The 25,100-nt window shown below is 58.7% G+C and carries 17 protein-coding genes; 12 read left to right on the top strand and 5 right to left on the bottom strand.

Annotation, left to right across the window (positions count from 1 at the left end):
- Positions 1-252: 252 nt before the first annotated feature.
- Together FV139_RS18650 and FV139_RS18645 are read left to right on the top strand one after the other, a co-directional pair.
- On the top strand, positions 253-3,189 hold the full coding sequence (locus FV139_RS18650) for a glycosyl hydrolase (protein ID WP_187276639.1): 2,937 nt from the start codon (positions 253-255) through the stop codon (positions 3,187-3,189).
- Positions 3,190-3,321: 132 nt separating this feature from the next.
- On the top strand, positions 3,322-4,245 hold the full coding sequence (locus tag FV139_RS18645; protein ID WP_148069993.1) for a nuclear transport factor 2 family protein: 924 nt from the start codon (positions 3,322-3,324) through the stop codon (positions 4,243-4,245).
- 142 nt (positions 4,246-4,387) lie between these two features.
- Here the strand turns inward: FV139_RS18645 and FV139_RS18640 are convergent, their stop codons facing one another.
- Positions 4,388-6,493 (bottom strand): TonB-dependent receptor, encoded by a 2,106-nt coding sequence (locus FV139_RS18640; RefSeq protein WP_187276638.1) that lies wholly within the window; start codon positions 6,491-6,493, stop codon positions 4,388-4,390.
- 305 nt (positions 6,494-6,798) lie between these two features.
- Between FV139_RS18640 and FV139_RS18635 the strand changes: the two genes are divergently transcribed.
- The 8 genes from FV139_RS18635 to FV139_RS18600 all read left to right on the top strand — a co-directional run bounded on the left by FV139_RS18635 (position 6,799) and on the right by FV139_RS18600 (position 17,200).
- Positions 6,799-8,991: a bifunctional rhamnulose-1-phosphate aldolase/short-chain dehydrogenase gene (locus FV139_RS18635; protein ID WP_148069991.1), complete on the top strand. Its 2,193-nt coding sequence runs from the start codon at positions 6,799-6,801 to the stop codon at positions 8,989-8,991.
- A gap of 113 nt (positions 8,992-9,104) precedes the next feature.
- On the top strand, positions 9,105-10,397 hold the full coding sequence (gene rhaI / locus FV139_RS18630; protein ID WP_148069990.1) for an L-rhamnose catabolism isomerase: 1,293 nt from the start codon (positions 9,105-9,107) through the stop codon (positions 10,395-10,397).
- 8 nt (positions 10,398-10,405) lie between these two features.
- Complete coding sequence (locus tag FV139_RS18625; protein ID WP_213004172.1) at positions 10,406-11,185, top strand: (Fe-S)-binding protein; 780 nt, start codon at positions 10,406-10,408, stop codon at positions 11,183-11,185.
- On the top strand, positions 11,182-12,615 hold the full coding sequence (locus tag FV139_RS18620) for a LutB/LldF family L-lactate oxidation iron-sulfur protein (RefSeq protein WP_148069988.1): 1,434 nt from the start codon (positions 11,182-11,184) through the stop codon (positions 12,613-12,615). Before FV139_RS18625 ends, FV139_RS18620 begins: the two co-directional genes overlap by 4 nt.
- Positions 12,608-13,249 carry an LUD domain-containing protein gene (locus FV139_RS18615; protein ID WP_148069987.1) on the top strand — a complete coding sequence of 214 codons (642 nt, stop codon included), beginning with the start codon at positions 12,608-12,610 and terminating at the stop codon, positions 13,247-13,249. Before FV139_RS18620 ends, FV139_RS18615 begins: the two co-directional genes overlap by 8 nt.
- A 52-nt stretch (positions 13,250-13,301) precedes the next feature.
- Positions 13,302-14,099 carry a DeoR/GlpR family DNA-binding transcription regulator gene (locus FV139_RS18610; RefSeq protein WP_235898724.1) on the top strand — a complete coding sequence of 266 codons (798 nt, stop codon included), beginning with the start codon at positions 13,302-13,304 and terminating at the stop codon, positions 14,097-14,099.
- On the top strand, positions 14,096-15,496 hold the full coding sequence (locus FV139_RS18605; protein WP_148069986.1) for an FGGY-family carbohydrate kinase: 1,401 nt from the start codon (positions 14,096-14,098) through the stop codon (positions 15,494-15,496). The genes FV139_RS18610 and FV139_RS18605 overlap by 4 nt, the downstream gene beginning before the upstream one ends.
- Positions 15,497-15,523: 27 nt before the next feature.
- A complete protein-coding gene (locus FV139_RS18600) occupies positions 15,524-17,200 on the top strand; it encodes a nucleoside transporter (protein ID WP_148069985.1) in 1,677 nt (558 codons plus the stop codon).
- A 12-nt stretch (positions 17,201-17,212) separates the two neighbouring features.
- On the opposite strand, the gene FV139_RS18595 is transcribed toward FV139_RS18600, so the two are convergent.
- Positions 17,213-18,535, bottom strand: coding sequence for a YjiH family protein (locus tag FV139_RS18595; protein WP_148069984.1), 1,323 nt, complete (start codon positions 18,533-18,535; stop codon positions 17,213-17,215).
- A 271-nt stretch (positions 18,536-18,806) separates the two neighbouring features.
- Here FV139_RS18595 and FV139_RS18590 point away from each other — a divergent pair, with 271 nt between their 5' ends.
- Positions 18,807-20,021: an MFS transporter gene (locus FV139_RS18590; RefSeq protein WP_187276637.1), complete on the top strand. Its 1,215-nt coding sequence runs from the start codon at positions 18,807-18,809 to the stop codon at positions 20,019-20,021.
- 29 nt (positions 20,022-20,050) lie between these two features.
- Here FV139_RS18590 and FV139_RS18585 read toward each other — a convergent pair whose 3' ends face one another.
- Entirely contained in the window at positions 20,051-21,520 is a 1,470-nt protein-coding gene (locus tag FV139_RS18585) for a mannitol dehydrogenase family protein (protein WP_148069982.1), read from the bottom strand.
- A 34-nt stretch (positions 21,521-21,554) separates the two neighbouring features.
- The gene (gene uxuA / locus FV139_RS18580; RefSeq protein ID WP_148069981.1) at positions 21,555-22,739 is read right to left on the bottom strand and encodes a mannonate dehydratase; all 1,185 of its coding nucleotides are present in this window, start codon (positions 22,737-22,739) and stop codon (positions 21,555-21,557) included.
- Between the two features lie 268 nt (positions 22,740-23,007).
- On the opposite strand from uxuA, the gene FV139_RS18575 reads away from it, so the two are divergent.
- Entirely contained in the window at positions 23,008-24,024 is a 1,017-nt protein-coding gene (locus tag FV139_RS18575) for an AraC family transcriptional regulator (RefSeq protein WP_148069980.1), read from the top strand.
- A 45-nt stretch (positions 24,025-24,069) separates the two neighbouring features.
- On the opposite strand, the gene FV139_RS18570 is transcribed toward FV139_RS18575, so the two are convergent.
- Positions 24,070-25,065 (bottom strand): LacI family DNA-binding transcriptional regulator, encoded by a 996-nt coding sequence (locus FV139_RS18570; RefSeq protein ID WP_148069979.1) that lies wholly within the window; start codon positions 25,063-25,065, stop codon positions 24,070-24,072.
- Between the last annotated feature and the right edge of the window lie 35 nt (positions 25,066-25,100).

Raw genomic sequence — 25,100 nt, 5'->3', positions numbered from 1 at the left:
CTTTTTATTGAAATTGGTTGTCTTATTGTTTCGAGCGAATATCGAGAGAATATGCAGACTTACTGACTGTTGCATGCTCCATATTCCCTGCACAATCCTTCTCCAGGCTGTCTGAGTCACAATGTTCCCCGGGAAACGGGTGAGCGCTCTCCACCCAACAAAGAGGCGTACACTGGCGCTCCTGGATCCGCCAGATCGATTGCGATAACAATTATGAGAAGCCGACCTGTCCGTTTGGAAGTGTTGTTCCTCGTGTCACTGATTGTCACGCTATTGACAAATCCGTCTTTTGCGCAGGAAAGGCCCTCCCTCGACCCTTCGATTCCGGGAGTGCTTTCCCCCAAACCTGAAAACAGCGCCATGTTCCGTTGGTGGCTTCCCGCGGCAGAGGTGGAGGAAGCAGTGATAATCCGCCAGCTTGAGGCCGTTGCCAGCGCGCAGTTCAAGGGCGTTGAGCTCTGTATCCACATGGGGGACACTCGCTATCCCAGAACACGTATGCGCGACAGTGGCTGGGGCAGCACTCGCTGGAATGCGCTGTACAAAACGATTCTCAAAAACGCGAATCGCCTGGGTCTACAGGTTGACACCACAATAAGTCCGGCCTGGCCGGCTGCGGTTCCTTCCATAACACCGGAGGATATGGCGGCATCCCAGGAACTGCGCATGGGCTTCTCCGAAGTGTTCAGTGGGACCTATACAGGTGAACTGCCGGCGTCGAGGGCATTCTCCTCTAACATCATGCCGCCACCCCCGGGGGCTCCAGGCTTTGGAGAGGCGGATGCTGGACCCAATAACATGCTGCGCGAGGTAGAGGAGCCAGACCGCAATCCCGAGCGACTTGTTGCTGTTACCGCCGCGAGAGTGATCGGCGCTGAAGAGGTCGAAAAGACGGTGCTTGCGGCTTGGGGGGACATGCACCACGAAGCCAGAACTCTACGTAAAACAGCCACACTGCTTGACTCCGGTGGTATGCTGGTTGTTCGCGACCCTATTGTCGATCCCCGGACTGGTGAATACTCTATTCGCTGGACACCACCGGACGACGGGCAGTGGCAGCTCTTTACCTTCTGGGCGCGGGGCACGGCTCAACAGAACAAGGAAGGGGCGTCCACATTCCGACCCAACTATGTGATCGACCACCTCAGTAAAGCGGGTGCCGAGGCCCTGATGCAGTTCTGGGAAAGGCACTTGCTGGACGCAGAAACCCGGCAACTGTTGCGCGAAAACGGCGGTGCCCTGTTTGAGGATTCCCTGGAACTCGAGTACGGCGGGTTGCCATGGACTCCCGACTTGCTGGCGGAATTCAAACGCCTCCGCGGCTACGATCTGACACCCTACCTTCCTCTGTTCCTGGATAATCGGGTAAATGGGCTTGGCAATGACGAACTTAATCTCAATGAGTTGGGGAGCGCCGAAGGCGAATACTCTTCACTGGGTGATCGTATTCGCAACGATTTCCGTGAGGTTTTGACCGAGTTATACATCTCAAATCATCTCCAGCCGCTGCAACAGTGGGCACACAGTCTGGGGTTGTCGTTTCGGGCACAGGCGTACGGGCTCGGAGTCGATATTGTGCGCGCTGCCATGGCCATACCCGGACCCGACGGCGAATCACTGGGGTTTGGTCCCTCAGTTCAGGGTGATGATCGTTTTCGCATGATCGCTGGTGGCGCTCATCTGCGCGGAGGTGCGATTGTGTCAGATGAAGTCGGCGCCATTGCCAACGAAGGCTACAGGTTGACCTGGCTGGATATGTTGCAGTGGACCAACAAGAATTTTGCTGCGGGAGCCAACCAGATGGTATTTCACGGCATGGCGTACAGCGATTCCAACGCTTCGCGCTGGCCTGGCATATCACCTTTTGGTTTTGGTCTGGCAGGTTACTGGGGGCCACGCAACCCCGACTGGCAACACATTGAACAACTCGCTCACTATTTTAGCCGTGTGCAGGCAGTACTCCAGCGTGGAGTCGCAAAGGTAGACCTGGCGGTCATTCACTTCCAGTACGGAACGAGCGCGCCTGTGGTCGAAGACCAAAGCCTGGCTAGCGCTGGCTTCACCTACGATATTTTGACCCCGGCTGCTCTGAATACCGTTTCAGATCAAGTCGAACAAGGTGTTCTACTTCCGGGTGGCCCCGCGTACAAGGCCGTAGTTGTGCCTTCCCAGAAGTTCCTGTCTGTTGAGTCAGCTACACAGTTGCGGCGACTCAATGAGCATGGGGTGAAGCTTGCCTTTGTGGGGGAAACACCCAATCAGGTACCGTTCTATTCCGACCACGCCAGCCAGGACAGCGAACTTCGGAGTATTATCGACACGCTTCTACGACAGGAGACTGTCGTGCATGTCGAGTCCATCGATCAGTTGCCACCTGCGCTGAATAAACTTGAGGTGAGTCCCGAGTTGGAATTCTTGCCGCCTCAGGGGGGGCTCGTCAGCGTGAGACGTCATATTGACGGCAACGATGCGTATTTTCTCTATAACCCCGGCACGGAACCACTGCGCTCCCACCTGCAGTTGCAACGTCGCGGGATGGTACACCGGGTCGATCCCTGGACAGGAGCGGTGGAGAATCTGAATGCAGAAAGTAACGGACATTTACTCATTTCTCTCGCACCTGGTGAGGCGACATTGCTATTCAACGCATTGGCGACGAGATCGAAGGGTATTTCCGAACCCGTCGTGAATCGCAGCCCGCGATATGAAGAACTCGATAACTGGTCGTTGAAAGTGGAAAACTGGCAGGAGAACAAGGCGACAGAACAATCAAGTGATACTCATAAATCCCTGGTTGATGTCGGGACAACTGCCCTCGTTCCCTGGAAAAGCATAAGAGCACTGGGTGAGGCCGTCTCGGGCATTGGCGGATACCGAACTGAACTGCAATTGAGCGAGTGGGTGACGGGTAACCGGGCAGTCCTTGCACTGGGTTCTATTGGGGATTCGTCCAGTGCGCGTGTTCATATTAACGGCAGGCAGGTTCCCATCAATTTGTTTTCTCTCGAGGCTGAAATTGGAGCCTATCTACACCAGGGCCTCAATGTCATCGAGGTCGAAATCACTTCCCCTCTCGGTAATCGCCTGATAAGCGAAGGTGCTATTACGGCTCCTCCGTGGGATGCAACTGTGAATGTCGAGTACGAAGACTACGGACTACTGGGGCCTGTTTCCCTGTCCCTATTCTGACACTGCCGCCGTATTCACGACATCAATCAGTTTTGTGATTGCGTTGACATCGGCAATTCGCATAAAGCATGCACTAACAGCGTAGAAACCAAACTCAAGACCACCCTGCAAAAACACCAAAGGAACAAGACGATGATAAAACATTGTAAAAATATTGTCGCAGTCGCGATCGCTTCAGCTCTTCTCGCCAGCGGCTGCGCGATGAACGACACTCCATCGAGCGCCGGAGTGTCGATTGCCGAAGATGTACATGCGATACAGAATGTTATGAGCCGTCACGGCTGGTACTATTCATCAGGCCAGCACAAACGTGAATTGGAAGAATTGTTCGCTCTGGATCATCCCGATGTCAGCTGGGGCAATGGCTACGAATACTGGGTCGGAAAGGATCTGCTCTGGGACTACTACGTCACCTATTTTGACCAATTCCGTAAGCGTGATCTGGTCGCTTTCGCCGAACAACACCCCGGTGTGGAAGTAACACATGAAAACCTGGGCGCGGGAACCTCAATGTTCCATACCAACTCCACGCCTGTTATCGAAGTCGCCAAAGACGGTAAAAGTGCCAAAGGCATTTGGTATTCCATCGGACAGGTAACCCAGACTCCCGGTGGCCGACAAAGCGCCAACTACATGTGGGAACGCTACGGCGTGGACTTTATCAAGGTTGACGGCGAGTGGAGGATTTTGCACTTCACCGTCCTCACCGACTGGGCTGCTTCACCTGGAAACAGTTGGGCAGCGGATGACCGCAAGGGCGGAGGCATGGGCGGGCCGGGCATGGGCCCACCACCCGCAGGTGTTGGCGCAGGTAATGCAGATGCCCAAATGGCGGGGCAAGCGGGAGAAAGCGGAGGCGCGCCCAAGCCAAACTGCTTTGGTAACGGTGAGGCTCCCTCACTCTTCCCGGGCCCCGGTGGTATCGAGCCAGTCAAACAGGATCCGCTGTCCGGCTATGAACCTCCGAGCGAAATCCTGTTCATTCCACAGCCCTATGCAACGTGGAATGATGTGAAGGACCAAACCTACGGTTGTCCGAACAGTCAGTTTCTCTGAGTAGAAAACCGATGAGAGCCAATATTCGATATGCTGGATAGCAACAAGGCTGGCATCCTGTCTGTGAAAATCGCTTTTTTGCCGTGGAAGGGGGGGCGGCCAGGCGGCCACCCTGGAATCGGCTTGCAATCTGGTAGATCCCTCAAAAATCGTAGCGGAAGGAAGCACCGTACATGCGAGGCGGTCCCGCCTGTACATCATTAGTGCTGGCGCCCATCTTGTAGACTTCTTCATCCGCATTCTTGGCCCAGAGGTTAATACTCCAGTTGCCTTCATTGGGAGAGAAGCTGGCATTGAGATCAATGACCGAGTATGAATCTATGGCCGTCACTGGTGTCGGTATTGCTGCGCCCTTGTGATCATCGAGATACCGCATTGCTGCGGCCAGGGTTAGAACACCGAAATCGCCCAGGCGGAAGTCGTGATCGATACCTAACTTGACTGTCCAGTTCGGCGTGCGCGGCAGGGGCTCATTCTTCAGATTGATCGGATCGGAAAACGGATTTTCATGCAGTTCAAACTCAGACGTGTATTCGGCGTCGAGATAGGAAACGCCGGCATTGATCCGGGTCGCATCGCCAATCAAGGCAACCGTTTCAAGTTCCACACCGAGGTTACGCGCATCTGCCGCGTTGAAGAACTGCACGTAGAAGTTCGCCGGGTCGAGGAACGGGTCACCCGCGGCATCGGTGGTCTGATAGTCCTGGTAGTCAAAATAGAATGCCGCCGCATTAACCTGCAAGGTGTCTTCCAGCCAGCGGCTCTTGATCCCGACCTCGTAACTCGTCAGCTTCTCTTCGGCGAAGGTTGGGCTGTCGACATTCACACCGGTGTTGAACCCGCCTGGCCGGGTACCCGTGGCTATCGTTGCATAGGCCATTGCATCTTCTGAAAGATCCAGTTCGGTACCCAGTTTCCAGGTAAAGTTGTCGAACGTTTCCGCGGCATCAGCGAACGGTGTTCCAGGCGGATCATTACGCTGTATGAGCGTTGACTCGTCCTCGCTGTAGCGGCCGCCCACGATGACCCGGAAGCTGTCCGAAACAGGTACTGTAGCCTGTCCGAAAACGGCTTCTGAGGTCGCGCCTCTAAAGCAGCCCGCTCCTGAACACGGGCCGATCGCAACGGACTGCTCCTGCTCTCGATCGTAGTAGTACAGACCGACGACCCACTGGATTTCAGATTCCGCCAACGAGGCATAACGCAACTCGGCAGATGTCTGTTCCAGTACGTCGTCCCCGTAGTTCATCAGGGCGCCGGGTGGAGGGAAGGGGATGAATGTCGTGCCACCGCGCTCGCTCTCTGAGTAGGCCGGTGTAAATGTAATCCTGCCCGGTCCCGCATCCAGTTCGACAATGGCGCTGTATCTTTCGGTGGTAAACTCGTATTTCTGGTTGGGATCAACCCGGCTGGATACGTAAGGATCGCCCGCATCGTAGGAAGCGGCCGGTGTGTTGATATCCGGGCTCACGCCGCCGAGGTCGTTATACTCGCCGATGAGCGTCAGCAGGAACTTGTCGTTCGGTATATATCCGTACTTGGCGCGTACCGCAGTGCCGTCGATATCCCCGGATCCGGTCGACATATAGCCGTCACGGTCAATATCGGAGGCTGCAATACGAACGGCAGAATGCTCGGTAAGCGGTATATTAACGGCTCCCTCGTATCGGCTGTGGGAGTAGTTACCGAACTCGGCGAGCGCGTAGCCTTCCATTTCATCCGGAACCGGAGACCGGGTGTAGACGTGGACGACACCCGCTGTCGCATTTCGTCCATACAGCGTACCCTGAGGGCCGCGCAGAACCTCCATGCGCTCCATGTCGTAGAAGCCGAAAATCGCAGCCTGCTGACTGGTGTTGGCGGAGCCGTCGTAATACATGGCAACCGCGTTTTCGCCAACGTCCACCGGCATGTCCCAGCCCAATCCGCGGACGTTGACGGCACTGCCCTCGCCGACATCCTGAATGTTGACCCCGATCATGTCCTTGACCAGGTCGCCCATGTTGACGAGACCCTGTTTGATCGCTTGATCACCTGAGATCGTCGCTACGGCGATGCTGGTGTTCTGAAGATCGGCGGAGCGTTTCTCCGCATAAACGGTGATCTCCTCGAGCACCTTGCTTTCGCCATCCTGGGCTCCGGCCAGACCGCTGATGGCGAATGCCAGGGGCGCAAGTGAAACCGCCGCGAACCGCTTGTTGCTCCTCGCGCCTGCACTGCCCGGAAACGAGATGGAAGTGTGTTTCATGAGATAAATCCTCTTCTTCACTTTAATTTTTATCGCGTTTAGAAAGGACGTGGCCATTGGTGATAGGCAAGATCCACGGTGCGCAAGTTATGCGCGGATTGTGCAGAAATTGTGGAGCGGTGTTTGTCATCTGGTGCGCACTCAACATGTCGCGTCAGCGTGGCCGGCGCCGTCGATCAGTCGATGTCGGTGGTGATTGTCATTTTTTTGCGTGATAAAAAATGATTGAAAAAGACTGAAAGTGATTGTATTGTCCACCGCCATATACCGATAATTCCGCGGGCGCTCCGGAGGCGCCATCGCCCATGTCTGAATCAAAATCTGATTACCGTTTCGTGGACTATTGTTGGGAGGAAGCCGCTGCGGAGGGCATGTCGCCCCTCGATCAACTGGTTTACCGCTCCAACCTGCTGGGGTCTGACCAGCGGATCACCAATACCGGTGGCGGTAATACCTCGGCCAAGTTCCGCGACAGCGATCCTCTGACCGGGGAGGCGGTGGATGTCCTGTGGGTGAAGGGCTCTGGCGGTGACCTGCGCACCTCGGGCCCGGGTAACTTCGCGTCCCTCTACCAGGACAAACTGCTTCAGCTTGAGACCATTTACGAGGAATCGGCGCAGAAAGGCCCGAAAACGCCGGTTGAAGACAACATGGTGGCGCTCTACAACCACACCACCTTCAACCTCAACACGCGGGCGCCCTCGATCGATACGCCACTGCACGCCTACATCCCCCACAGTCATGTCGACCACATGCACCCCAATGCGGTTATTGCCGTGGCGGCCTGTGCCGACGCCGAGCGCCTGACGTACGAAATCTGGGGTGGTGCGCTGGCCTACTGCCCGTGGCAGCGGCCCGGCTTCGACCTCGGTTTGCGCCTGCGCGACCTGTGCCGGGAATACCCTGATGCCAAAGGGGTGCTGCTCGGTGGACACGGGGTGATCAACTGGGCGGAAACTAGTAAAGCCTGCTATGACAGTACTCTGGAGATAATCGAGAAGGCTGCGGCGTTCATCGATGCCCGGGACAAGGGTGAACACACCTTTGGGGGCCAGCGCTATTCCGCTCTTGGCGATGTCGAGCGCGACGCTGTGCTGGCAGAGGTGCTGCCCTTCCTGCGAGGCCTGGTATCTACTGACGGCAAGATGATCGGCACCGTGCAGTACGATGACACGATTTTGCGCTTTATCAATTCTGTGGACGCGCCGCGTCTGGCCGAGTTGGGCACCTCCTGCCCCGACCACTTCCTGCGCACCAAGATCAAGCCCCTGTACGTGGACTGGAATCCACAGGATGGGAGCATCGACGAGTTAAAGCGTAAGTTGGAGGAGGGCATCGCGACCTATCGGGAGGACTATCGCGCCTATTATCAAGCCTGCAGGCACGACAACTCCCCGGCCCTACGCCCGGCCAGCCCCACAGTTTGCCTCATTCCCGGTGTGGGAATGATCGCCTGGGGCAAGAACAAGAGTGAATCGCGGGTAACCGCCGAATTCTACAACTGTGCAGTCGAAGTGATGCGCGGTGCCGAAGCGCTCAGCGAATATGTGGCATTGCCCCAGCAGGAGGCCTTTGATATCGAGTACTGGTTACTCGAGGAAGCCAAGCTGCAGCGGATGCCGAAGGAGCAGGCCCTGGCCCGGGATGTGGTTGTGGTGATCGGTGCCGGCGACGGGATCGGCCGAGCCACGGCCTTGCGTACGGCGCGGGAAGGTGCCCATGTGGTCTGCGCTGACTTGAAACTGGAGCGAGCGAAGGCCACTGCCGGTGACATTATTGCTGAGCGTGGGCAGGGCATTGGTGTCGCCGGCAGCGATCTCTCAGCCTGTGGCCCGGCCCTGGCGCTGGAAGTGGATATTACGCAGCGCGACAGTGTCGAGGCGCTGTTCCGCAAGGCGACCCTTGCCTATGGTGGCATCGACAAGGTGATTGTCACCGCCGGTGTGTTCGTTGCCCCGGGACAGGCCGGATTGTCCGACGAGGCGATGTTCGACCTGAGTTTTGCGGTGAATGTGAAGGGGGCCTATATCGTCGGTACCGAAGCGAACAGAATCTGGCAGGCCCAGAACCTGCGCGGCGCCCTGGTGCTGACGACCAGTGTCAACGCCGCGGTATCCAAGCGCGGCTCGCTGGCCTACGACACCAGCAAGGCGGCTGCCAACCACCTGGTACGTGAGCTCGCCATGGAACTGGCCCCGCTGGTCAATGTCAACGGGCTGGCACCGGCGACCGTGGTCAAGGGCAGCACCATGTTCCCGAGGGATCGTGTGCTCGCGTCGTTGAACAAATACAGTGTGCCCTATGATGAAGGTGATGATGACGAGAGCCTTCGCGATAAGCTCGCGGGCTTCTACGCCCAGCGCACCCTGACCCGGCAGGCCATCACACCGGAAGATCAGGCCGAAGCGGCCTACCTGCTGGTGTCCGGGCAGCTGTCCAAGACGACGGGCCAGATTATCAGCGTGGATGGTGGACTGCACGAGGCCTTCCTGCGCTAGGTTGGCGCCGTGACTGCGCGCGAGCAGTCGATAACGGATTGAGCATACCGCGCGATGGGCGCGGCCTGAATAAAAGACGCTGAAGCGTCTCATTGACAAAAGAGTAAAAGCCCATGAAGACTCCGATCGATAGCGGCCTGATCGCCGAAGCCAACCAGCAAGCCAGTGCCGACCTGCAGGCGGACTATGACTACCTCGGGGCGTTGCTATCACGCCGCGGCGTAGATATTGACGTGGTGACGGAGCGCGCCCGGCAATTTGTCGTAGCCGTGCCCAGTTGGGGCACAGGTACTGGCGGCACGCGGTTCGCACGCTTTCCCGGCCCCGGCGAACCACGCAATATCTTCGAGAAACTGGAAGACTGTGCGGTCATCCAGCAGCTCGTACGGTGTACGCCGCGGGTGTCACCTCACTTTCCCTGGGACCGGGTCGACGATTTCAGTGAGCTGCGCCAGCACGCGGACGCCCTCGGCCTCGGTTTTGACGCAGTCAACTCCAATACCTTCCAGGATCAGCCCGGGCAGCCCCTGTCCTACAAGTACGGTAGCCTCAGCCACACCGACCCGGCTGTACGTGACCAGGCGGTAGCTCACAACCTCGAGTGCATCGAGTGGGGGCAGATACTGGGCGCCCAGGCGCTCACTGTGTGGGTTGGCGATGGCAGTAATTTCCCGGGGCAGTCCCACTTCCAGCGGCAGCTGGAACGCTACCTGGAGAGCACTCGCGCGATTTACGATGCGCTGCCCGATGCCTGGCAGATGTTCCTGGAACACAAGATGTTCGAGCCGGCCTTCTACTCCACCGTTATCCAGGATTGGGGTACCAGTGTTCTCTGTGCTACGGAGCTGGGCGAAAAAGCGCGTTGTCTGGTTGATCTCGGGCACCACGCACCCAATGTGAACATCGAGATGATCGTGTCGCGCCTGATCCAGTTCCACAAACTGGCGGGCTTCCATTTCAACGACAGCAAATACGGCGACGACGATCTGGACAGCGGTTCGATTCATCCCTACCAGCAGTTCCTCGTGTTCAATGAACTGGTAGATGCGGAGCATCGCGGGCAGACGGGCTTCAGCCCGGCCTACATGCTGGACCAGTCACACAACGTGACGGACCCGATCGAGAGTCTTATGAACTCTGCCGAGGAAGTGCAGCGCTCCTATGTGAAGGCGCTCCTGGTTGATCGTGAGGCGCTCTACACTCACCAGGATGGCAACGACGCCATGCTTGCCACCAACACATTGAAGGCGGCCTTCAACCTTGACGTATCGCCCATTCTTGCCAGGGCGCGCGTGCTTGAGGGTGGGGCTGCCCAACCGATCGACGTCTATCGCGCCAGTGGTTATCGCGCGGAGGTCGACAAGCGGCGCCCCAGCAGTGGTCAATCCGGCTCCGGTATCGTCTGAGGTATCCAGTGGAATACCGCGACACTGTCGCCCTGTTTGCCAGCTGCCCTGTAGACCTGTTTCGTCCAGACGTGGGTTTTGCCACGGCGCGCTTGCTGGAGCAGGCCGGTTATCGGGTAGAGGTTCCACCGCAAAGCTGTTGTGGCCAGGTGAACTACAACAATGGTGATGCACGGCATGCGCGGGAACTGGCGTGGCAGATCGTGGAGCAGTTCGAGCGTTACAGCTACACGGTGATCCCCTCGGGTTCCTGTACCGGGATGATCACCTGTCACTACCCCGAGCTGTTCGCTAACGACCCCCGGCAAGCGCGGGTGAGCGCTTTTTGTGAGCGGGTTTACGAACTGACGACCTTCCTTGTCGAGGTGGCGGATTTTCAGCCCCCCGCGGCACTACCTGCCACGCGCCACGGAGTGGTCACCTATCACGATAGCTGTGCTGGACTGCGCGAACTGGGCGTCAAGGCGCAGCCGCGGGAGCTGTTGCGTCGCTGTGCCGGCATCGAGGTAACGGAGATGGCGGATACGGAGGTCTGCTGTGGCTTTGGCGGCACTTTCTGTGTGAAGTTCGGCAATGTTTCGGCCCGCATGGCTGATGACAAACTGGACAATGCCCTTGCAGCGGGTGCTGACACCCTGGCGGGTGGTGACGTGTCCTGCCTCTTACACCTGGCCGGCAGAGCACGGCGTCGTGGTCTCGACCTGGCCGTCCGTCATGTAGCGGAACTGCTGGCAGATGCCGGGGGGGCGGGGATTGGCGAAGCGTCCGCTCCGGAGGGCGACGCGTGAGCGGCCCGCAGACATTTATCGCCCGCGCTGGCGCGGCTCTGGATGACCCGCAGTTGCAAAGCGCGCTGGCCAGGGCGCGCAGTGGTTTTGTCGACAAACGGGCCAGCGCCATCGCCGCGGAACCGGATTTCGATTTGATGCGCGATCAGGCTCGTGAAGTGCGTCAGCGCTCGTTGTCCAACCTCGCGGCATGCCTCGAGGAGTTCGAGCAGCAGGTCACAGCCGCCGGCGGACAGGTGCACTGGGCCGAGAGCACCGAGGACCTGCGCCGGATCGTGATAGATATCTGTCTACGGGCTGGCGCGCAAACCGTCACCAAGGGCAAGTCCATGGTGGGGGAGGAGGCAGCGCTCAACCAGGCGCTGGAACAGGCCGGGCTCACGCCCTGGGAAACCGACCTGGGCGAATACATTATCCAGTTGGCTCACGAGCCGCCCAGCCACATCGTCGCGCCGGCCCTGCACAAGACCCGGAGCCAGATAGCCGACCTGTTTCGCAATGCCCATGCGCTGGGCGAGCGGGATCTCGGCGAGGTGAGCGCGCTGGTCGACGAGGCCCGTGCGGTGATTCGCGAGCGCTTCCTGTCCGCGGATGTCGGCATTACCGGGGCCAATCTGCTGATCGCTGAAACCGGCACCGCTGCGCTGGTGACCAACGAAGGCAACGGTGACCTCACCGCACGGCTGCCGCGTACCCACATCGTCACCACGTCGTTTGACCGGGTTGTTCCCGGCTGGGAGGACGCCAGCAAGATTCTTCGGGTGCTGTCGCGCAGCGCCACCGGGCAACCGATTACCGCTTATACCAGTTTTTTCAGCGGCCCGCGTGCGCAGGGGGAGCAGGATGGACCTGAAAACTTCCATGTCGTCCTGCTGGATAACCACCGCACCGACCTGCTCGCCAGTGAATTCCGCGAAATGCTGCACTGTATTCGCTGCGGCGCATGCATGAACCATTGCCCGGTCTATCAGAATGTGGGTGGACACGCCTACGATTCGGTTTACCCCGGCCCCATGGGGGCGGTGCTCTCGCCACTACTGCGTGGCTACTCCCAGGACGATGAATTACCCAATGCCTCGAGCTTCTGTGGTCGCTGTGAAGAGGTGTGCCCTGTGCGCATTCCGCTGCCCGGACTGATGCGCAAACTGCGAGAGCGCGAAACGTTAGAGAAGAAATCGTCCTGGTTAAGTCGACGCCTGTTGGCAGCCTTCGCCGTGGTTGCCCGCAAGCCCGTATTGTACCGGCACCTGACCAGCGCCGGCACACGCTTGCTGGGTGCTGTGGGGCGCCGCCGCGGTGTATTGCGCACAGTGCCGCTGGCGTCAGGCTGGACCAGGTATCGCGATTTGCCCGCACCACAGGGCGCCAGTTTCCAGCAACGCTGGGCCAGAGAGGAAGGCACGAAAGCAGGAGACAAGCACAATGCCTGACAACTTGAGCTCGACCCGCGACCGGATTATGGCGCGCATTCGTGCTGCCACGGCAGAGGCGCCGAACCGCGAATTCGCGGCGGTGTTGGCGTCCCGGCCGCCAGCCGAGAACCTGCTGGCTCCTGTCGATGATCCGGTGAATGAATTTCTAAAGCGCGCGCGCAGCAACGGTTGCGAACTGATCGACCTGCCGGACCTGCCAGAGCTTCCCGTGTCCGTTGCCTCCCGCTTACCCGGCATTGAAACCCTCGCAGCGGACGAGCGCCTGGGTTATCTGGACTGGTCTGCCTTCCGCCTGACCGACAACACGAGCGAGGCGGCGACGGGTCTGGTATTGGCCGACGCGGGGATCGCCGAGACTGGTACGCTGGTTTTCACCAACCGTACGGTCGCCAGTAGCCTGCTTTTCCTTGTCGATCACCTGGCAGTGTTGTTGCTACTGTCGCGGCTTCAACGTAGGCAGGAAGATACCTGTCGGGCCATCGACCGGGACGCTAGTGCAGTGCACCTGGTATCCGGACCGTCGCGTACTGCCGACGTGGAGCAGACCATTCAGATCGGTGCACACGGGCCTCGTCGCCTGCTGGTGTTTGTTCTCGATGACCGGGCCAGTCCCGTCAGTTTTGTGCAATAGATAATGCATCAACAACCGACAACATCTACATTAACCGGCAATTGATTATGTGATGGGTGCCACGGTGCTGGAAAAACAACGACATCAACTGATACTCGATATTCTCGACGAGCATGAATTCACCAGCGTCCGTACGCTGACTGAAGAACTGAATGCCTCGGAGGCAACGATTCGTCGTGATCTCCTGAAAATGGCCCGGCAGGGCCAACTGGAGAAAATCCGCGGCGGCGCCCGCGCATTGCCGCAGGACCACAGTTCACCCCGGTCCCATATCGCCGGTAGCGCCTTTCTGGCGTCGAGGGAAAAGCAACCTGAAGCCAAGCGGTTGATTGCCCGGCGAGCGGTGGAGCTGTGCGAGGATGGTGAGTCGATCATCATCAATGGCGGCAGCTCCACCTACATGATGGGGGAGTTCCTCGCTCAGCGGGAGCTGAGTATTCTCACCAACTCTTTCGTGTTGGCCCAGGAACTGGCAGAAACCAGCAATAACCAGATTACCCTGCCCGGGGGAGAACTTTACCGTCGCCAGGGCATCATTCTAAGTGCTTACGAGCAGGACACCATCCCGCACTACTCCGCCGCCAGGATGTTCATGGGAACACCCGGTGTGGGCGAGATGGGTGTGACCGAGTCAGACCCTCTGCTGATCACTTCTGAGAAGAAACTTCGCCGACAGGCGGAACAGCTCATCGTTCTGGCGGACAGTTCAAAGCTGGGAGTACGTAGTAAATTCATTTTTTGTTCGCTGGAAGAGGTGGACGTGCTGATTACTGATAACAATGCGGACCGCCGGCTGTTGAAGAAGTTGGAAAAGCGGGGCGTGCAGATAGAGGTAGTACAGCTGTCGTGAGTTTTACATTTATCCTCGACATCGGCAAAACCAACATCAAGGGCCTGGTACTGGATGCGGGTGGGGTGACCTGCTGGTCGCGAAGCCGCGATAACACGGTGCTGGCTGCCGGTTTGTATCCGCATTTTGATGTTGAAAGTATCTGGGAATGGCTGTTGGAGACACTTGCCGAAGCGGCTGTTGACCACACCATAGCGTCGATTAATGTCAGTACCCACGGTGCCTGTGCGGTTCTGCTGGATGAGCACGGCACCCTCGCGTTGCCGGTCATGGACTATGAGTCGACTCTGCCCGAGGCTTGCAGTGCCAGTTACAACGCGGCACGCCCGGCCTTCACCGACAGCCTGTCCCCGTCGCTGCCCGCAGGGCTGAACCTCGGCCGCCAGTTGTGGTGGCAGCGGGAGCATTTTCCGGGCGAATTTGCCCGCGTGACGACCCTGTTGTGCTACCCGCAATACTGGGTTTGGCGCTTATGTGGTCGTGCTGTCAGTGAGTGTACTTCTCTGGGCTGCCATACCGACCTGTGGTTGCCTCGGGAGGGACGATACAGTGCGCTGGTTGACGCTCTCGACCTGCGGGACAGCCTGCCTCCCCTGACAAGGGCGTACGAGCCTGCTGGTGTTATCAGTCCCGAGGTGGCCACGGCAACGGGAGTGGTGCCAACCTGTCGCGTATTTGCCGGTGTTCACGATTCCAATGCCAGCTTCGCCCGCTACCTGGCGGCATCAGCAAGCCTGGGCGAGGCGTTTACGGTTGTCTCCACCGGTACCTGGTTCGTGTCCATGGCGAGGGAAGGGGATTACGAAGCACTCACTGAAGAGCGCGACACCCTGGCTAACGTGGATGTCTTTGGCCAGCCCCTGGCTTGTGCACGTTTTATGGGTGGGCGTGAATTCGAGGCCATCTGTACCCGTGTCGATGCTGGTCATGAGACGGAAGTGAGTATCGAGGCACTCGGCGCCATCATTGAGTCTGCCGTGTACGCGCTGCCCGCGTTTGCCGCTGCCGGTCCATTCAATGGTCGAGTGGGCCAGTTCAGCGCCAGCGTCAGCAACGGGGCGGCTCTCGCCACACTGTATCTGGCCCTGATGGTGGACTATGAACTGGACCTGCTCGGGGCCAGGGGAGCTGTCATCTTCGGCAGCCTGGGGCAGCGCAACCCCTGGCTGTGTGCCCTGGTGGCAGCCCTGCGACCGCAGCAGAGGGTGCTGATATCCGGCGATAGCGCCAGCACGGCGCGCGGCGCCTGGTGCCTTACCCGCTGGGGCGAGCCGCTTCCGCCGGATATGACGCAATTTACGGCCGTCGAACCCATAGGACTGGCGGGGCTGGGCGGTTATCGCGACCAGTGGCGCGCACAAGTCGGAATGGAGCCGACGGCATATCCAGTGACCTGAATCCATAACACTAAAGAGAAACTCTCGATGAATAATAACGAATTCGAGCGAACACCCGTCACTCCCGAGCGTCTACAACCGGCGCGGTATTTCGCTGCCAACTATGCCGGCGAACACGTAGCAGGCACCGAGTTTGTTATCGGCGCCATGTTCGTGGCATGGGGCGTATCCACTGGCGATATTCTCTGGGGATTGCTGTGGGGTAACCTGCTTGCGGTACTCACCTGGGGGCTGATTTGCGCGCCTATCGCGGTCAGCACACGGCTGACGCTTTATGCCTACCTGGAGAAAATTGCGGGGCCCGGAACGATCCGGGTCTATAGTGTGGTAAATGGGCTACTGTTCTGTGTACTGGCCGGCACCATGATTACCGTGTCCGCCTCTGCTGTTCGGATTCCGTTTGGCATTGATCCGCAAACGCAATGGTACCCAACCAGCCTGTCATTTATTGCTGTTGTATTACTGGTGGGGGCGGTGGTGGTCTATATCGCTGCCCGTGGGTTTCGTGGTGTTGCTCAATTTGCCGAGGTCTGCGCTCCCTGGATGATCCTCATTTTCCTCCTTGGAGCCCTGTCGATGCTGCCGGTTCTGGCCGGGGCTACCGACGGGATCGACGGTATGGGGAGTCTGGCAAATCTACGAGTGGTGGCCGATCAGTGGGTGTGGCGTGGTGAGGGTGGAGGTGAAATCACTGCCTGGCATGTCGCTGCATTTGCCTGGATTTGTAACCTGGCGATGCACGGTGGCCTGTCCGACATGACGGTCCTGCGCTACGCGCGCCGTGCCAGTTACGGCTACTTTTCGGTGCTGGGTATGTTTATCGGGCACTACGCCGCCTGGGTTTTTGCCGGCATTATGGGGGCGGGCGCTGCCATGTTGTTGGGGGCTACCATCTCGGCCATCGACGCCGGCGAGGTCGCCTACCAGGCTCTGGGAACAGCGGGTATTCTCGCGGTCATTATTGCCGGCTGGACCACCGCCAACCCCACAATCTATCGGGCGGGCCTGGCTTTCCAGTCGCTCAACCCGCGCTGGGACAGGGTCAGGGTGACCATGGTGGTAGGGGTGGTTACCACCGCGATTGCCTGTTTCCCCTTTGTATTCAGTCGCCTGATGGACTTTGTCGGCATCATGGGACTGGTGCTGTCGCCGATCGGGGCGGTCATCGTGACCGAACACTGGATTTTGCCGCGGCTGGGCATGACCCGCTACTGGAGCCACTACCGGGGGCAGCATACCAACTGGCCTGCCATCGCAGCCTGGGCCGGATCGCTGGCCCTGGCCGCCGGGCTCGGCTTCAGCGGTGCCCTGCATCTGTTTTTCCTGCTGATTCCCACCTGGATTACCGCGACCCTGGTATACCTGGTGCTGGCGGGCCCTGCCGGTGCACGTCAGTCCTTTCCGGTGGCGGTCGAGGCTGAGACACGTGAGGCACAGCGTCAGGCAGATGAACGCTCCTGGCTGGAGGAGTCTGCGCGAAGTGCTACGGGGGAGGGCTCCGTGACAGGCTCATCCGGCTTTGGCGTTTACCGGGCCCTGGCGCTGCTGGGGCTCGCCGCTTGCCTGGCGATGGGGGTGGCTACATTCATGGGCGGTATGGCGCTGGAGACCTTTCGCCAGTGGCTCATTCTACCCACCGTGTTTTACTTCGTGATGGCGTGGCTGTGGATGCGGGCGAGAGAAGGCGGGCGCGAGAACGGCTAGGGCGTCCTGATATTACTGAGTGGTCAGGTATTGCACTGCAAAAGCCAATGGCCCGCTCAACAGTAATGTGAGTGCGCTGCGCTGAAACCACACCATCAGAATCTGCCTTACCGACACCGGAATTTCGGTGGATAAAATACAGGGTATCGAGGCCGAGAAAAACAGGATTGAAGAGATGGAAACCTGCCCGATCACAAAGCGGGTAATAAAATCACTCTCCGCCACAATCAGGGAAGGCAGGAACATTTCGGCCAGGCCCGTCGCCGCTGCCTTGGAAGCCAACATGGGATCGGGCAGCTGCACCAGCCACGCAAACGGATAGAACAGCAGCCCCAGCCATTCGAACAATGGCGTATATTTTGCGAGCAACAGGCCGATTAAACCCACCGACATAATGGATGGCAGAATACTCATTGCCATCAGTAACCCTTCCTTGAGATTTTTTATCATGCTGACAAGGACAGGTTCCGATCTGTCTGCAACCAACAAGCCTTCGTTCACAGCGTGTTTGAAGCGCGATAAATCACTGTCGGGTTCATCAGACGTTGGCTTTTTATCGTCCATACGGCTCAGAGGGCGCAGGCGCACAGTAATGGCGGTTACCACGAACGTCAGCATTAACGTGCTCCAGAAGAACAGATTCCAGATGTCCATCAAGCCCAACGTTTTGGCGACGATGACCATGAAGGTGGCCGAGACCGTAGAAAACCCGGTGGCGATGATCGCGGCTTCTTTCGCTGAGTAGTGCCCCGATTTGTAAACCCGGTTAGTAATCAGCAGCCCAATTGAATAGCTACCGACAAAAGACGCTACCGCATCGATTGCGGATTTTCCGGGTGTTTTGAAGATTGGCCGCATCAGCGGTTCCAGCAATACGCCAATCAGCTCCAGAAGCCCAAAGCCGATAAGAAAAGCCAGAAAAATAGCCCCGACAGGCACAATAAGACCGATTGGCACCACCAACTTGCCAAACAGAAAAGGCAACATGTCCTGTGCAAAAAGCAGGGCCGGCCCGACGCCAGAGAAAGCGGCTAATGCGCTGACCACGCCAAGGACTTTCAGTATGGAAAAGACTTTCTGGGTAAAGTTGGTATTCCAACTGCCGGTGATAAACGGGTAAACACCCCCCGCCACAATCATCAACAGCGCATAGAATTCTACTCCCCTGGGAAACGTCGCACGTATCCAGGACACCATATGATCCAACGGTATGGTTGACATGCCCCCAATGGCGACAGGCACAAAGAAGAAGAACATCCCGATGAGGCTGAAAAGCACCAGTTTGAGTAGCGACGACCATACCGGTTTTGTAAGTACTGCTTGACCTGTTTCCATTCAAACCCTGTTTTATTGGTACCCAAAAAGGTGATTTGGGCATGCAGGCCCTAAGGCCTTCCGTTGTATATACATTCAAGGCAATCTAATGATGTAGTGAAGACTTTGCAAGAAGTGCGCAGCTCGTAACGCCAGCTCAACGCTACCCATCCTGACCGTCAGAGCGCGCAACAGGTGAGCGGGGCGGCTGTTGTTACGGCATCCCTGCGCTGGAGAGTGCGGCGCGTATATACTGTTGCCGCACTTTCATTGACTGCCCGCGAGGAAGCTGTTGCTTTTCGACAAACCGTTCGTCTGTTACCTGGTAGCGCGCATTTGCCTGAGCCTGGCCTCCACCGTGCTGTCGGTGGCCATAGGCTGGCATCTCTACCAGGCGACAGGCGATCCCTTCGACCTGGCGTTGGTGGGCCTGATGCAAATCCTGCCCATCATGATGCTGTTCATCGTCACGGGGTGGGTGGTCGACCACTTTTCCCGCAAGCGCATCCTGATTGCCTGTGCCGGCCTGGAGGCGCTGGTATTCTTCGGTCTGGCTCTCAGCCTGCAGGCCGGTGTCGTCGATCGCTATGTCATTTTCGCGCTGTTGTTTCTTAACGGATGTGCCCGCGCCTTTATCAGTCCGGCCCTGCAGGCGGTACTCCCCAATATTGTCAGCCCGGAGCAGCTGTCGCGGGCAGTAGCCGTCACCTCCACCGCCTGGACCGCCGCAATGACAGCAGGGCCTTTTGTGGCCGGATTACTGCTGGCTGGCCTGGACTTCAGCACCTACTGGGTGTTGGTCCTGCTGGCGTTGGCAGCGTTGGTGTTCATGCTGGCGCTACCGCACCTGGTCATGGCGCGATCCTCGCAGCGGGGAGGGCGGCAGTTGCTCGAAGGCATTCGCTTCGTATTCAACAACCCCATCGTTCTGCCCAGTATCAGTCTCGATCTGCTGATCGTCCTGGCGGGCAGTGTGCTGGCGCTACTGCCGGTATTTGCTGCGGATGTGCTCGGGGTGGGGCCGGAAGCCCTCGGGGTCCTGCGGGCCATGCCGGCGTTGGGTGCGGTACTGGCCGGCACTGCGATGTCACACCTGCCGGCCATGCGCCATGCCGGGCGTTGGCTGTTTATTGCGCTGCTGGTGTTCTCCTGCTCGATCGCGGTATTTGCGCTGTCGGGGCAGTTCTGGTTGAGCCTGGTCGCCCTGTTTGTCTACGGTGCTTCGGACATGGTGAGCGTGAATATCCGCTCGACCCTGATTCAACTGGCAACACCGGATGCTCTTCGAGGGCGGGTCAGCGCGGTAAATTCGCTGTTCATCGCCAGTTCCAATGACCTCGGGGACTTTCGCGCCGGTGCAGTGGCTGCAGCCGCAGGTGTTGTACCTGCGGTACTAGCCGGGGCGGTGATGGCCTTCGCGATCACGGTGGGTGGTTACCTGAGTTGCTCACGCCTGCGGGTGCTGGACCGGCTTGAGGATGCGCGGTATGTCGCTCCTGATATTTGATGGCCCGCTTGCGGCTCTGCCCGAGGCACTTAGGCCATGAGTGTGGACCCCGAATTGCTGCTTAGAAAATGCATGACCCCGTCTTCCTGCAGGGAGCTGTAGATTTTTTCCACGACGGTAACAAAGTCGGGATATTGCGCGGCCAGGTCGCCGAATACCGGCTCGTAGCCCAGAATCGCTGCGCCCGGTGTCCGCTCTCCAGTCATTCGTTTGCGAAGGCTGTCGAGCAGGGGGTCATCCACGGCGATGGGTGTTCCGTTGTCCTGCTGCCCCTGTAGAAATCGCAGCCAACCGGCGAGCGCCAATGCGATGAAGTTAGTGTTCCCCCTTTGGTCAATTATCTGCCGAAGGGGAGGCAGCCAGCGTTGGGGTATTTTCTGGGAGCCGTCCGCCGCGATCTGGAGAGTGCGATGCCGCAGGCTGGCGTTGGCGAAGCGTTCGCAGAGCCGGGCCTTATACCGTTCTACATCAAAGCCGGGGGGAACGGACAGTGTCCCCGTGACGGAGTCCATATAGCTGCGGACAAGCCGGGCAAAGTCCGGATTGCCCATGACCTCGTGGACGTACGTGAAGCCAGCGAGAACACCCAGGTAGGCGATGAGGGAGTGGCTACCGTTCAACAGGCGCAGTTTCATCTCCTCGAAGGGCGCGACGTCATCCACCAGTAGTGCCCCTGCGTTTTCCCAGCGGGGGCGTTCGCACGCGAACGAGTCCTCGATCACCCACTGGCAGAACCGCTCGGTAAACACTGCACCCTCATCCCTAACGCCGAGCCTGGTGGACAGGTATTCCAGGTCCGCTGCCGATACAGCCGGCACGATCCTGTCCACCATGGAGCAGGGGAAAGTGACATGGTCGTCCACCCAAGGTGTCACGTCCGGCCGAACCTCTGCGATAAATGCCTTCAGCACACGTGCCAGCAAGCGACCGTTGTGTGAAAGGTTGTCGCAACTCAGCAGCGTGATTGGAGCGCCGAGGGCTTGCCTGTGGATGAGTGCGGCTGCGAGAAATCCGATCGCTGACCTGGGTTCGCGCGCATAGTGCTCAAGGTCGTGGGCGATATCCGGGTGTGCCCGGTTGAGGGTGCCGGTAGCGGGGTCGTGGCAGTAGCCCTTCTCGGTGATAGTCAGCGTGGCGACCTTGATTGCCGGGTCAGCCAGGGCGGCGATCAGCGCCTGGGGATCCTCCGTAGCCACCAGTACCTTGAGTACGGCACCGACTACCCGGATGTCCTGATGCTCGCCGTCAGTTCCCACCAGGCTGTACAGGCCGTCCTGGGGCTGTAGCAGGTCGCGTACCCGGGGGCTGCGCAGGCTGCTGCCGATGATTCCCCAATCCCCGCCATCGCGATTCATGACCTTGTCGGTGTAGTCTGCCTGGTGGGCCCGGTGAAAGGCACCGATGCCGATGTGAACCATGCCTGCCTTGACCAGCGCACGATCATAACGGGGAGTGGGGACGTAGAGTTGTCCCAACTGCCCATGGCTCAGTCTGTTCATAGTGAATTCGCGATCGAGTCGGCGGTGCGCTGCTTCACGACTGTCGGAGCACCGTCAGCGTGTGTAGTACGCCGTGCAACTCTGCCAGTCCCTTTAGCCGCCCCACATAGGAGTAGCCCGGGTTGGTGCCTTCCTGGCCAAACTCATCGGCCATCAGGTGGCCGTGATCCGGTCGCATGGGAATGTGTGCGTCAGGCCGTCCCGCGCTGGAACGATCGCGCTCCTCGTCCAGCAGGGCGCGGATCAGGCCGACCATGTCATTGTCGCCACCGAGATGTTCCGCTTCGTAGAATGAGCCGTCGGCTTCCCGGGTAACGTTACGCAAGTGGACAAAATGGATGTGTGGTCCGAACTCTCGCACCATGCCCTCCAGGTCGTTGTCGCCGCGAGCGCCGAATGAGCCCGCGCACAGTGTCAGGCCGTTGCTGGTACTGGGGACTTCGGCCAGCAGTTTGCGCGCGTCCTCGGCCGTCGACACGATGCGTGGCAGCCCGAACAGGGAAAAGGGCGGGTCGTCCGGGTGGATACACATGCGCACTCCGACGCTTTCCGCCACGGGAATCACTTCTCTCAGGAAATGGAACAGGTTGTCGCGAAAGCCTTCCACGCCCAGGGCTATGAACGCCTCGATCTCCTGCCTGATGCTATCGCGGTCGTAACTGCCCTCGCCGCCGGGCAGGCCAGCGATGATGTTCCTTTCCAGGGCTTCACGCTGCTCCGGCCCCATCGCCGCGATCCGCTCTCTGGCGCGATCGAGCACCGCTTCAGGGTAGTCCTGGTCAGCGTTGGTGCGTTCGAGAATGAAGACGTCGTAGGCGGCGAAATCGGACAGGTCGAAACGCAGGGCATGTGACTGGTTCTTGAGCTTGTACAGCAGATTCGTTCGCGTCCAGTCGACCACTGGCATGAAGTTGTAGCACACCACGCAGATACCGGCGTCGGCAAGGTTGCGGACGGACTCCTTGTAGTTTTCCAGATGACGCTGCCAGTCCCCGGTCATTTTCTTCAGGTCATTGCTCAGCGGAACGCTCTCCACGACTGACCACTCCAGTCCGGCGGCTTCGATCTCCTGTTTGCGCTTGAGAATCTCTGTCCGGGGCCAGGCCTCCCCGGTAGCGATGTGGTGCAGCGAGGACACAATCCCTGTGGCACCAGCCTGGACAATTTTCTCCAGAGAGACCGGGTCATCAGGCCCAAACCATCTCCAGGTGCTTTTCATGTGACTCTCCTGGCCATTGTCTTGCTGTCTACCTTACCCATGAATTGTAACCGTTTGTCGTGATGCGAGAGAACTTGGCAAACGAGATGCCAACCGAAGACCAGGGGAAGGTAGCCCTGGGGCCAACCATGTTGAATATCCAGTGCCCTCGTCATAGAGTGGCGATACATAATTTTGACTGCAGAGCGCCCGATAACATTGCCCTCTTGCGGAGCCTGGGTGTGTTCGCAAGCAATGATTCGCCAACGTCTCGTTCTGGAAACCCCGGATGACTAAAACCGAAGTGTCCACCGCGTCCAATTACTACATCAGCCAGTTCTACCAACTGGTGAATCGCTGTGGTCTGGATGCCGACAGCATTTTCGCTAACGCCGGCATCGATGCCGGCTGGATCGACAAGCCCTCGAAAAGGGTCGATTCCGATTCCCTGGCCAGTGTAATCCAGCAACTGTGGCGGGAGTTGCAGGACGAATCCATGTCCCTGTCGCCGTCGGTGATTCCGCCGGGCAGCTTCTACCTGATGGGCAAGATCGCCATCCACGAACCGAATCTCGGCAAAGCGCTTGGCATGGCGGCGTGGTTCATGGGCATGGCGACGGATGCCTACCGGGTGGAGCTCGAGGTGGGCAGTGAGAACACCCGGCTCAGTATTGTCATGCAAGACCCCTCATTCGACCCTGACCACCTGCTGAGTGAAATGTTGATAATGGCCTATCACCGGTTCGCGTCCTGGCTGATCGCCGAGAACATTACACTGAGTGAGGTAGCATTCAATTACCCACCTCCGAAGCAGGTGCGCGAGTACAGCTACCTGTTTCCCGGCAATCACACATTCGACGCCTCCTGGCTGGGCTTTACCTTTCCCGGTCGCTTCCTTGACTGCGAGACAAGGCAGGATGCGGCGGCGTTAAAGTTGTTCATGCGACGCTCTCCGCGCGAGTTTTTCGAACAGCCGCGTACCGATTTCAGCCTCTCCTCCGATATCCAGCTATTGCTGGGCAAGCGCTTTAACGAAGGGCTTCCTTCGATTGAGACCACGGCTGACATCATGCATATGACCAAGCGTACACTCATTCGCAAGTTGAAAGAGGAGGGTACGTCTTACCAGCAGATCAAGGATCGGGTGCGACGAAACAAGGCGGTCCGGCTGTTGTCCCACAATACGCTGTCTGTCGGGCAGGTCGCTGAAAAACTGGGTTTCTCGGATTCCGCCGTATTCGCCCGGGCCTTCAAGGGCTGGACTGGCCAGAGCCCCAGTGATTATCGCCGCAATTCCGCTGGCTAGGCCCGGCGCGGGTCTGACGGTAAACCGTGACCTGGTCAAAGGCTGTTATGCGCTCTCCCTGGCGATGATTTTAAAGCCGGTGTTGACGACCTTTTCCCTGATCTCCTCGCCCCGGTCACGGTTCAGCAGAATCTCTGCGATCGTTTCCGCGATGCGCTGATCGTCAATGTCCACGCTGGTAATGGTCGGCCGCATTTCGCTGGCGACCGCACTGTTACCGAAACCGATGACGGCTATGTCCTCGGGAACTCGCAGTCCGAAGTGCATCGCCTCCACAATCAGTCCCTGGGCCATCCAGTCAGGGCCACAAAGCACCACATCCGGGCGCTCCTCCAGTCGCTGTATTTCGGCAAAGATGCGCCGGGCCGCTCCGGGTTGAAACGGCAATTGCATCAGGCTTTCGGTGACGTCGCAGCCGGTTCCGGTCTGCCACTCCTCGAGAAAGCCGTTGCGGCGTTTGATACCCCGGGGGCCGGGGTTGGTCACGAAGTGTGGCCGGGTATAGCCGCGGGAACGCACGAATTGCGCAAGGCTCCGTCCTATCTCCCAGTGGGAAAAGCCCACCGCAATGTCAATGGGGTCCTCGGGCAAGTCCCAGATCTCAATGGCGGTAGTACTGCTCTGGCGGATGAACTTCCTCACTTCGTCACTGACTTCGCCAGTTACGATGATCGCTTTGGCCCGGTACGCCAGTGCGGCCATGATCAGGGCTTCATTATGGGCGGCGTCGAACTCGGTCACGCCAACGGTGACGATACAGCCTGCCGAAGACAGTTTGCTTACCAGCGCCTCAATCGTTTCGATGAATAGCGATGGCGCAAGCTGGGGGATAAGGATAGACACCAGCTGGCTTTTGTTGGAAGCGAGGCTACCCGCAAGCCGGTTGGGGGTATAACCGGTCTCCAGCACCGCCTGCCGGATGCGCTCGGCGGTCTTCGTTGCCACTGAATCGGGGTTACTGAAATAACGGGAGACCGTCGCCGAGGAGACGCTGGCCGCCTTGGCGACATCGCTGAGCGTGGGTAGGGTCGTCGAGGCCATAATTCGTCTGGATCTTGTTGAGAGGGTTTACAGTG

Source organism: Parahaliea maris (assembly GCF_008064665.1).
In the GTDB taxonomy this organism is placed as follows: domain Bacteria; phylum Pseudomonadota; class Gammaproteobacteria; order Pseudomonadales; family Halieaceae; genus Parahaliea; species Parahaliea maris.
This window is presented reverse-complemented; position numbering and strand designations above follow the sequence as displayed.

What these genes read in the sequence shown, in the direction of transcription:
- FV139_RS18645 (WP_148069993.1), top strand. Translation starts at nt 3,322, where the DNA reads ATGATAAAACATTGTAAAAATATTGTCGCAGTCGCGATCGCTTCAGCT.
- FV139_RS18640 (WP_187276638.1), bottom strand. Translation starts at nt 6,493, where the DNA reads ATGAAACACACTTCCATCTCGTTTCCGGGCAGTGCAGGCGCGAGGAGC.
- FV139_RS18635 (WP_148069991.1), top strand. Translation starts at nt 6,799, where the DNA reads ATGTCTGAATCAAAATCTGATTACCGTTTCGTGGACTATTGTTGGGAG.
- rhaI (WP_148069990.1), top strand. Translation starts at nt 9,105, where the DNA reads ATGAAGACTCCGATCGATAGCGGCCTGATCGCCGAAGCCAACCAGCAA.
- FV139_RS18615 (WP_148069987.1), top strand. Translation starts at nt 12,608, where the DNA reads ATGCCTGACAACTTGAGCTCGACCCGCGACCGGATTATGGCGCGCATT.
- FV139_RS18610 (WP_235898724.1), top strand. Translation starts at nt 13,302, where the DNA reads ATGGGTGCCACGGTGCTGGAAAAACAACGACATCAACTGATACTCGAT.
- FV139_RS18600 (WP_148069985.1), top strand. Translation starts at nt 15,524, where the DNA reads ATGAATAATAACGAATTCGAGCGAACACCCGTCACTCCCGAGCGTCTA.
- FV139_RS18595 (WP_148069984.1), bottom strand. Translation starts at nt 18,535, where the DNA reads ATGGAAACAGGTCAAGCAGTACTTACAAAACCGGTATGGTCGTCGCTA.
- FV139_RS18585 (WP_148069982.1), bottom strand. Translation starts at nt 21,520, where the DNA reads ATGAACAGACTGAGCCATGGGCAGTTGGGACAACTCTACGTCCCCACT.
- uxuA (WP_148069981.1), bottom strand. Translation starts at nt 22,739, where the DNA reads ATGAAAAGCACCTGGAGATGGTTTGGGCCTGATGACCCGGTCTCTCTG.
- FV139_RS18575 (WP_148069980.1), top strand. Translation starts at nt 23,008, where the DNA reads ATGACTAAAACCGAAGTGTCCACCGCGTCCAATTACTACATCAGCCAG.
- FV139_RS18570 (WP_148069979.1), bottom strand. Translation starts at nt 25,065, where the DNA reads ATGGCCTCGACGACCCTACCCACGCTCAGCGATGTCGCCAAGGCGGCC.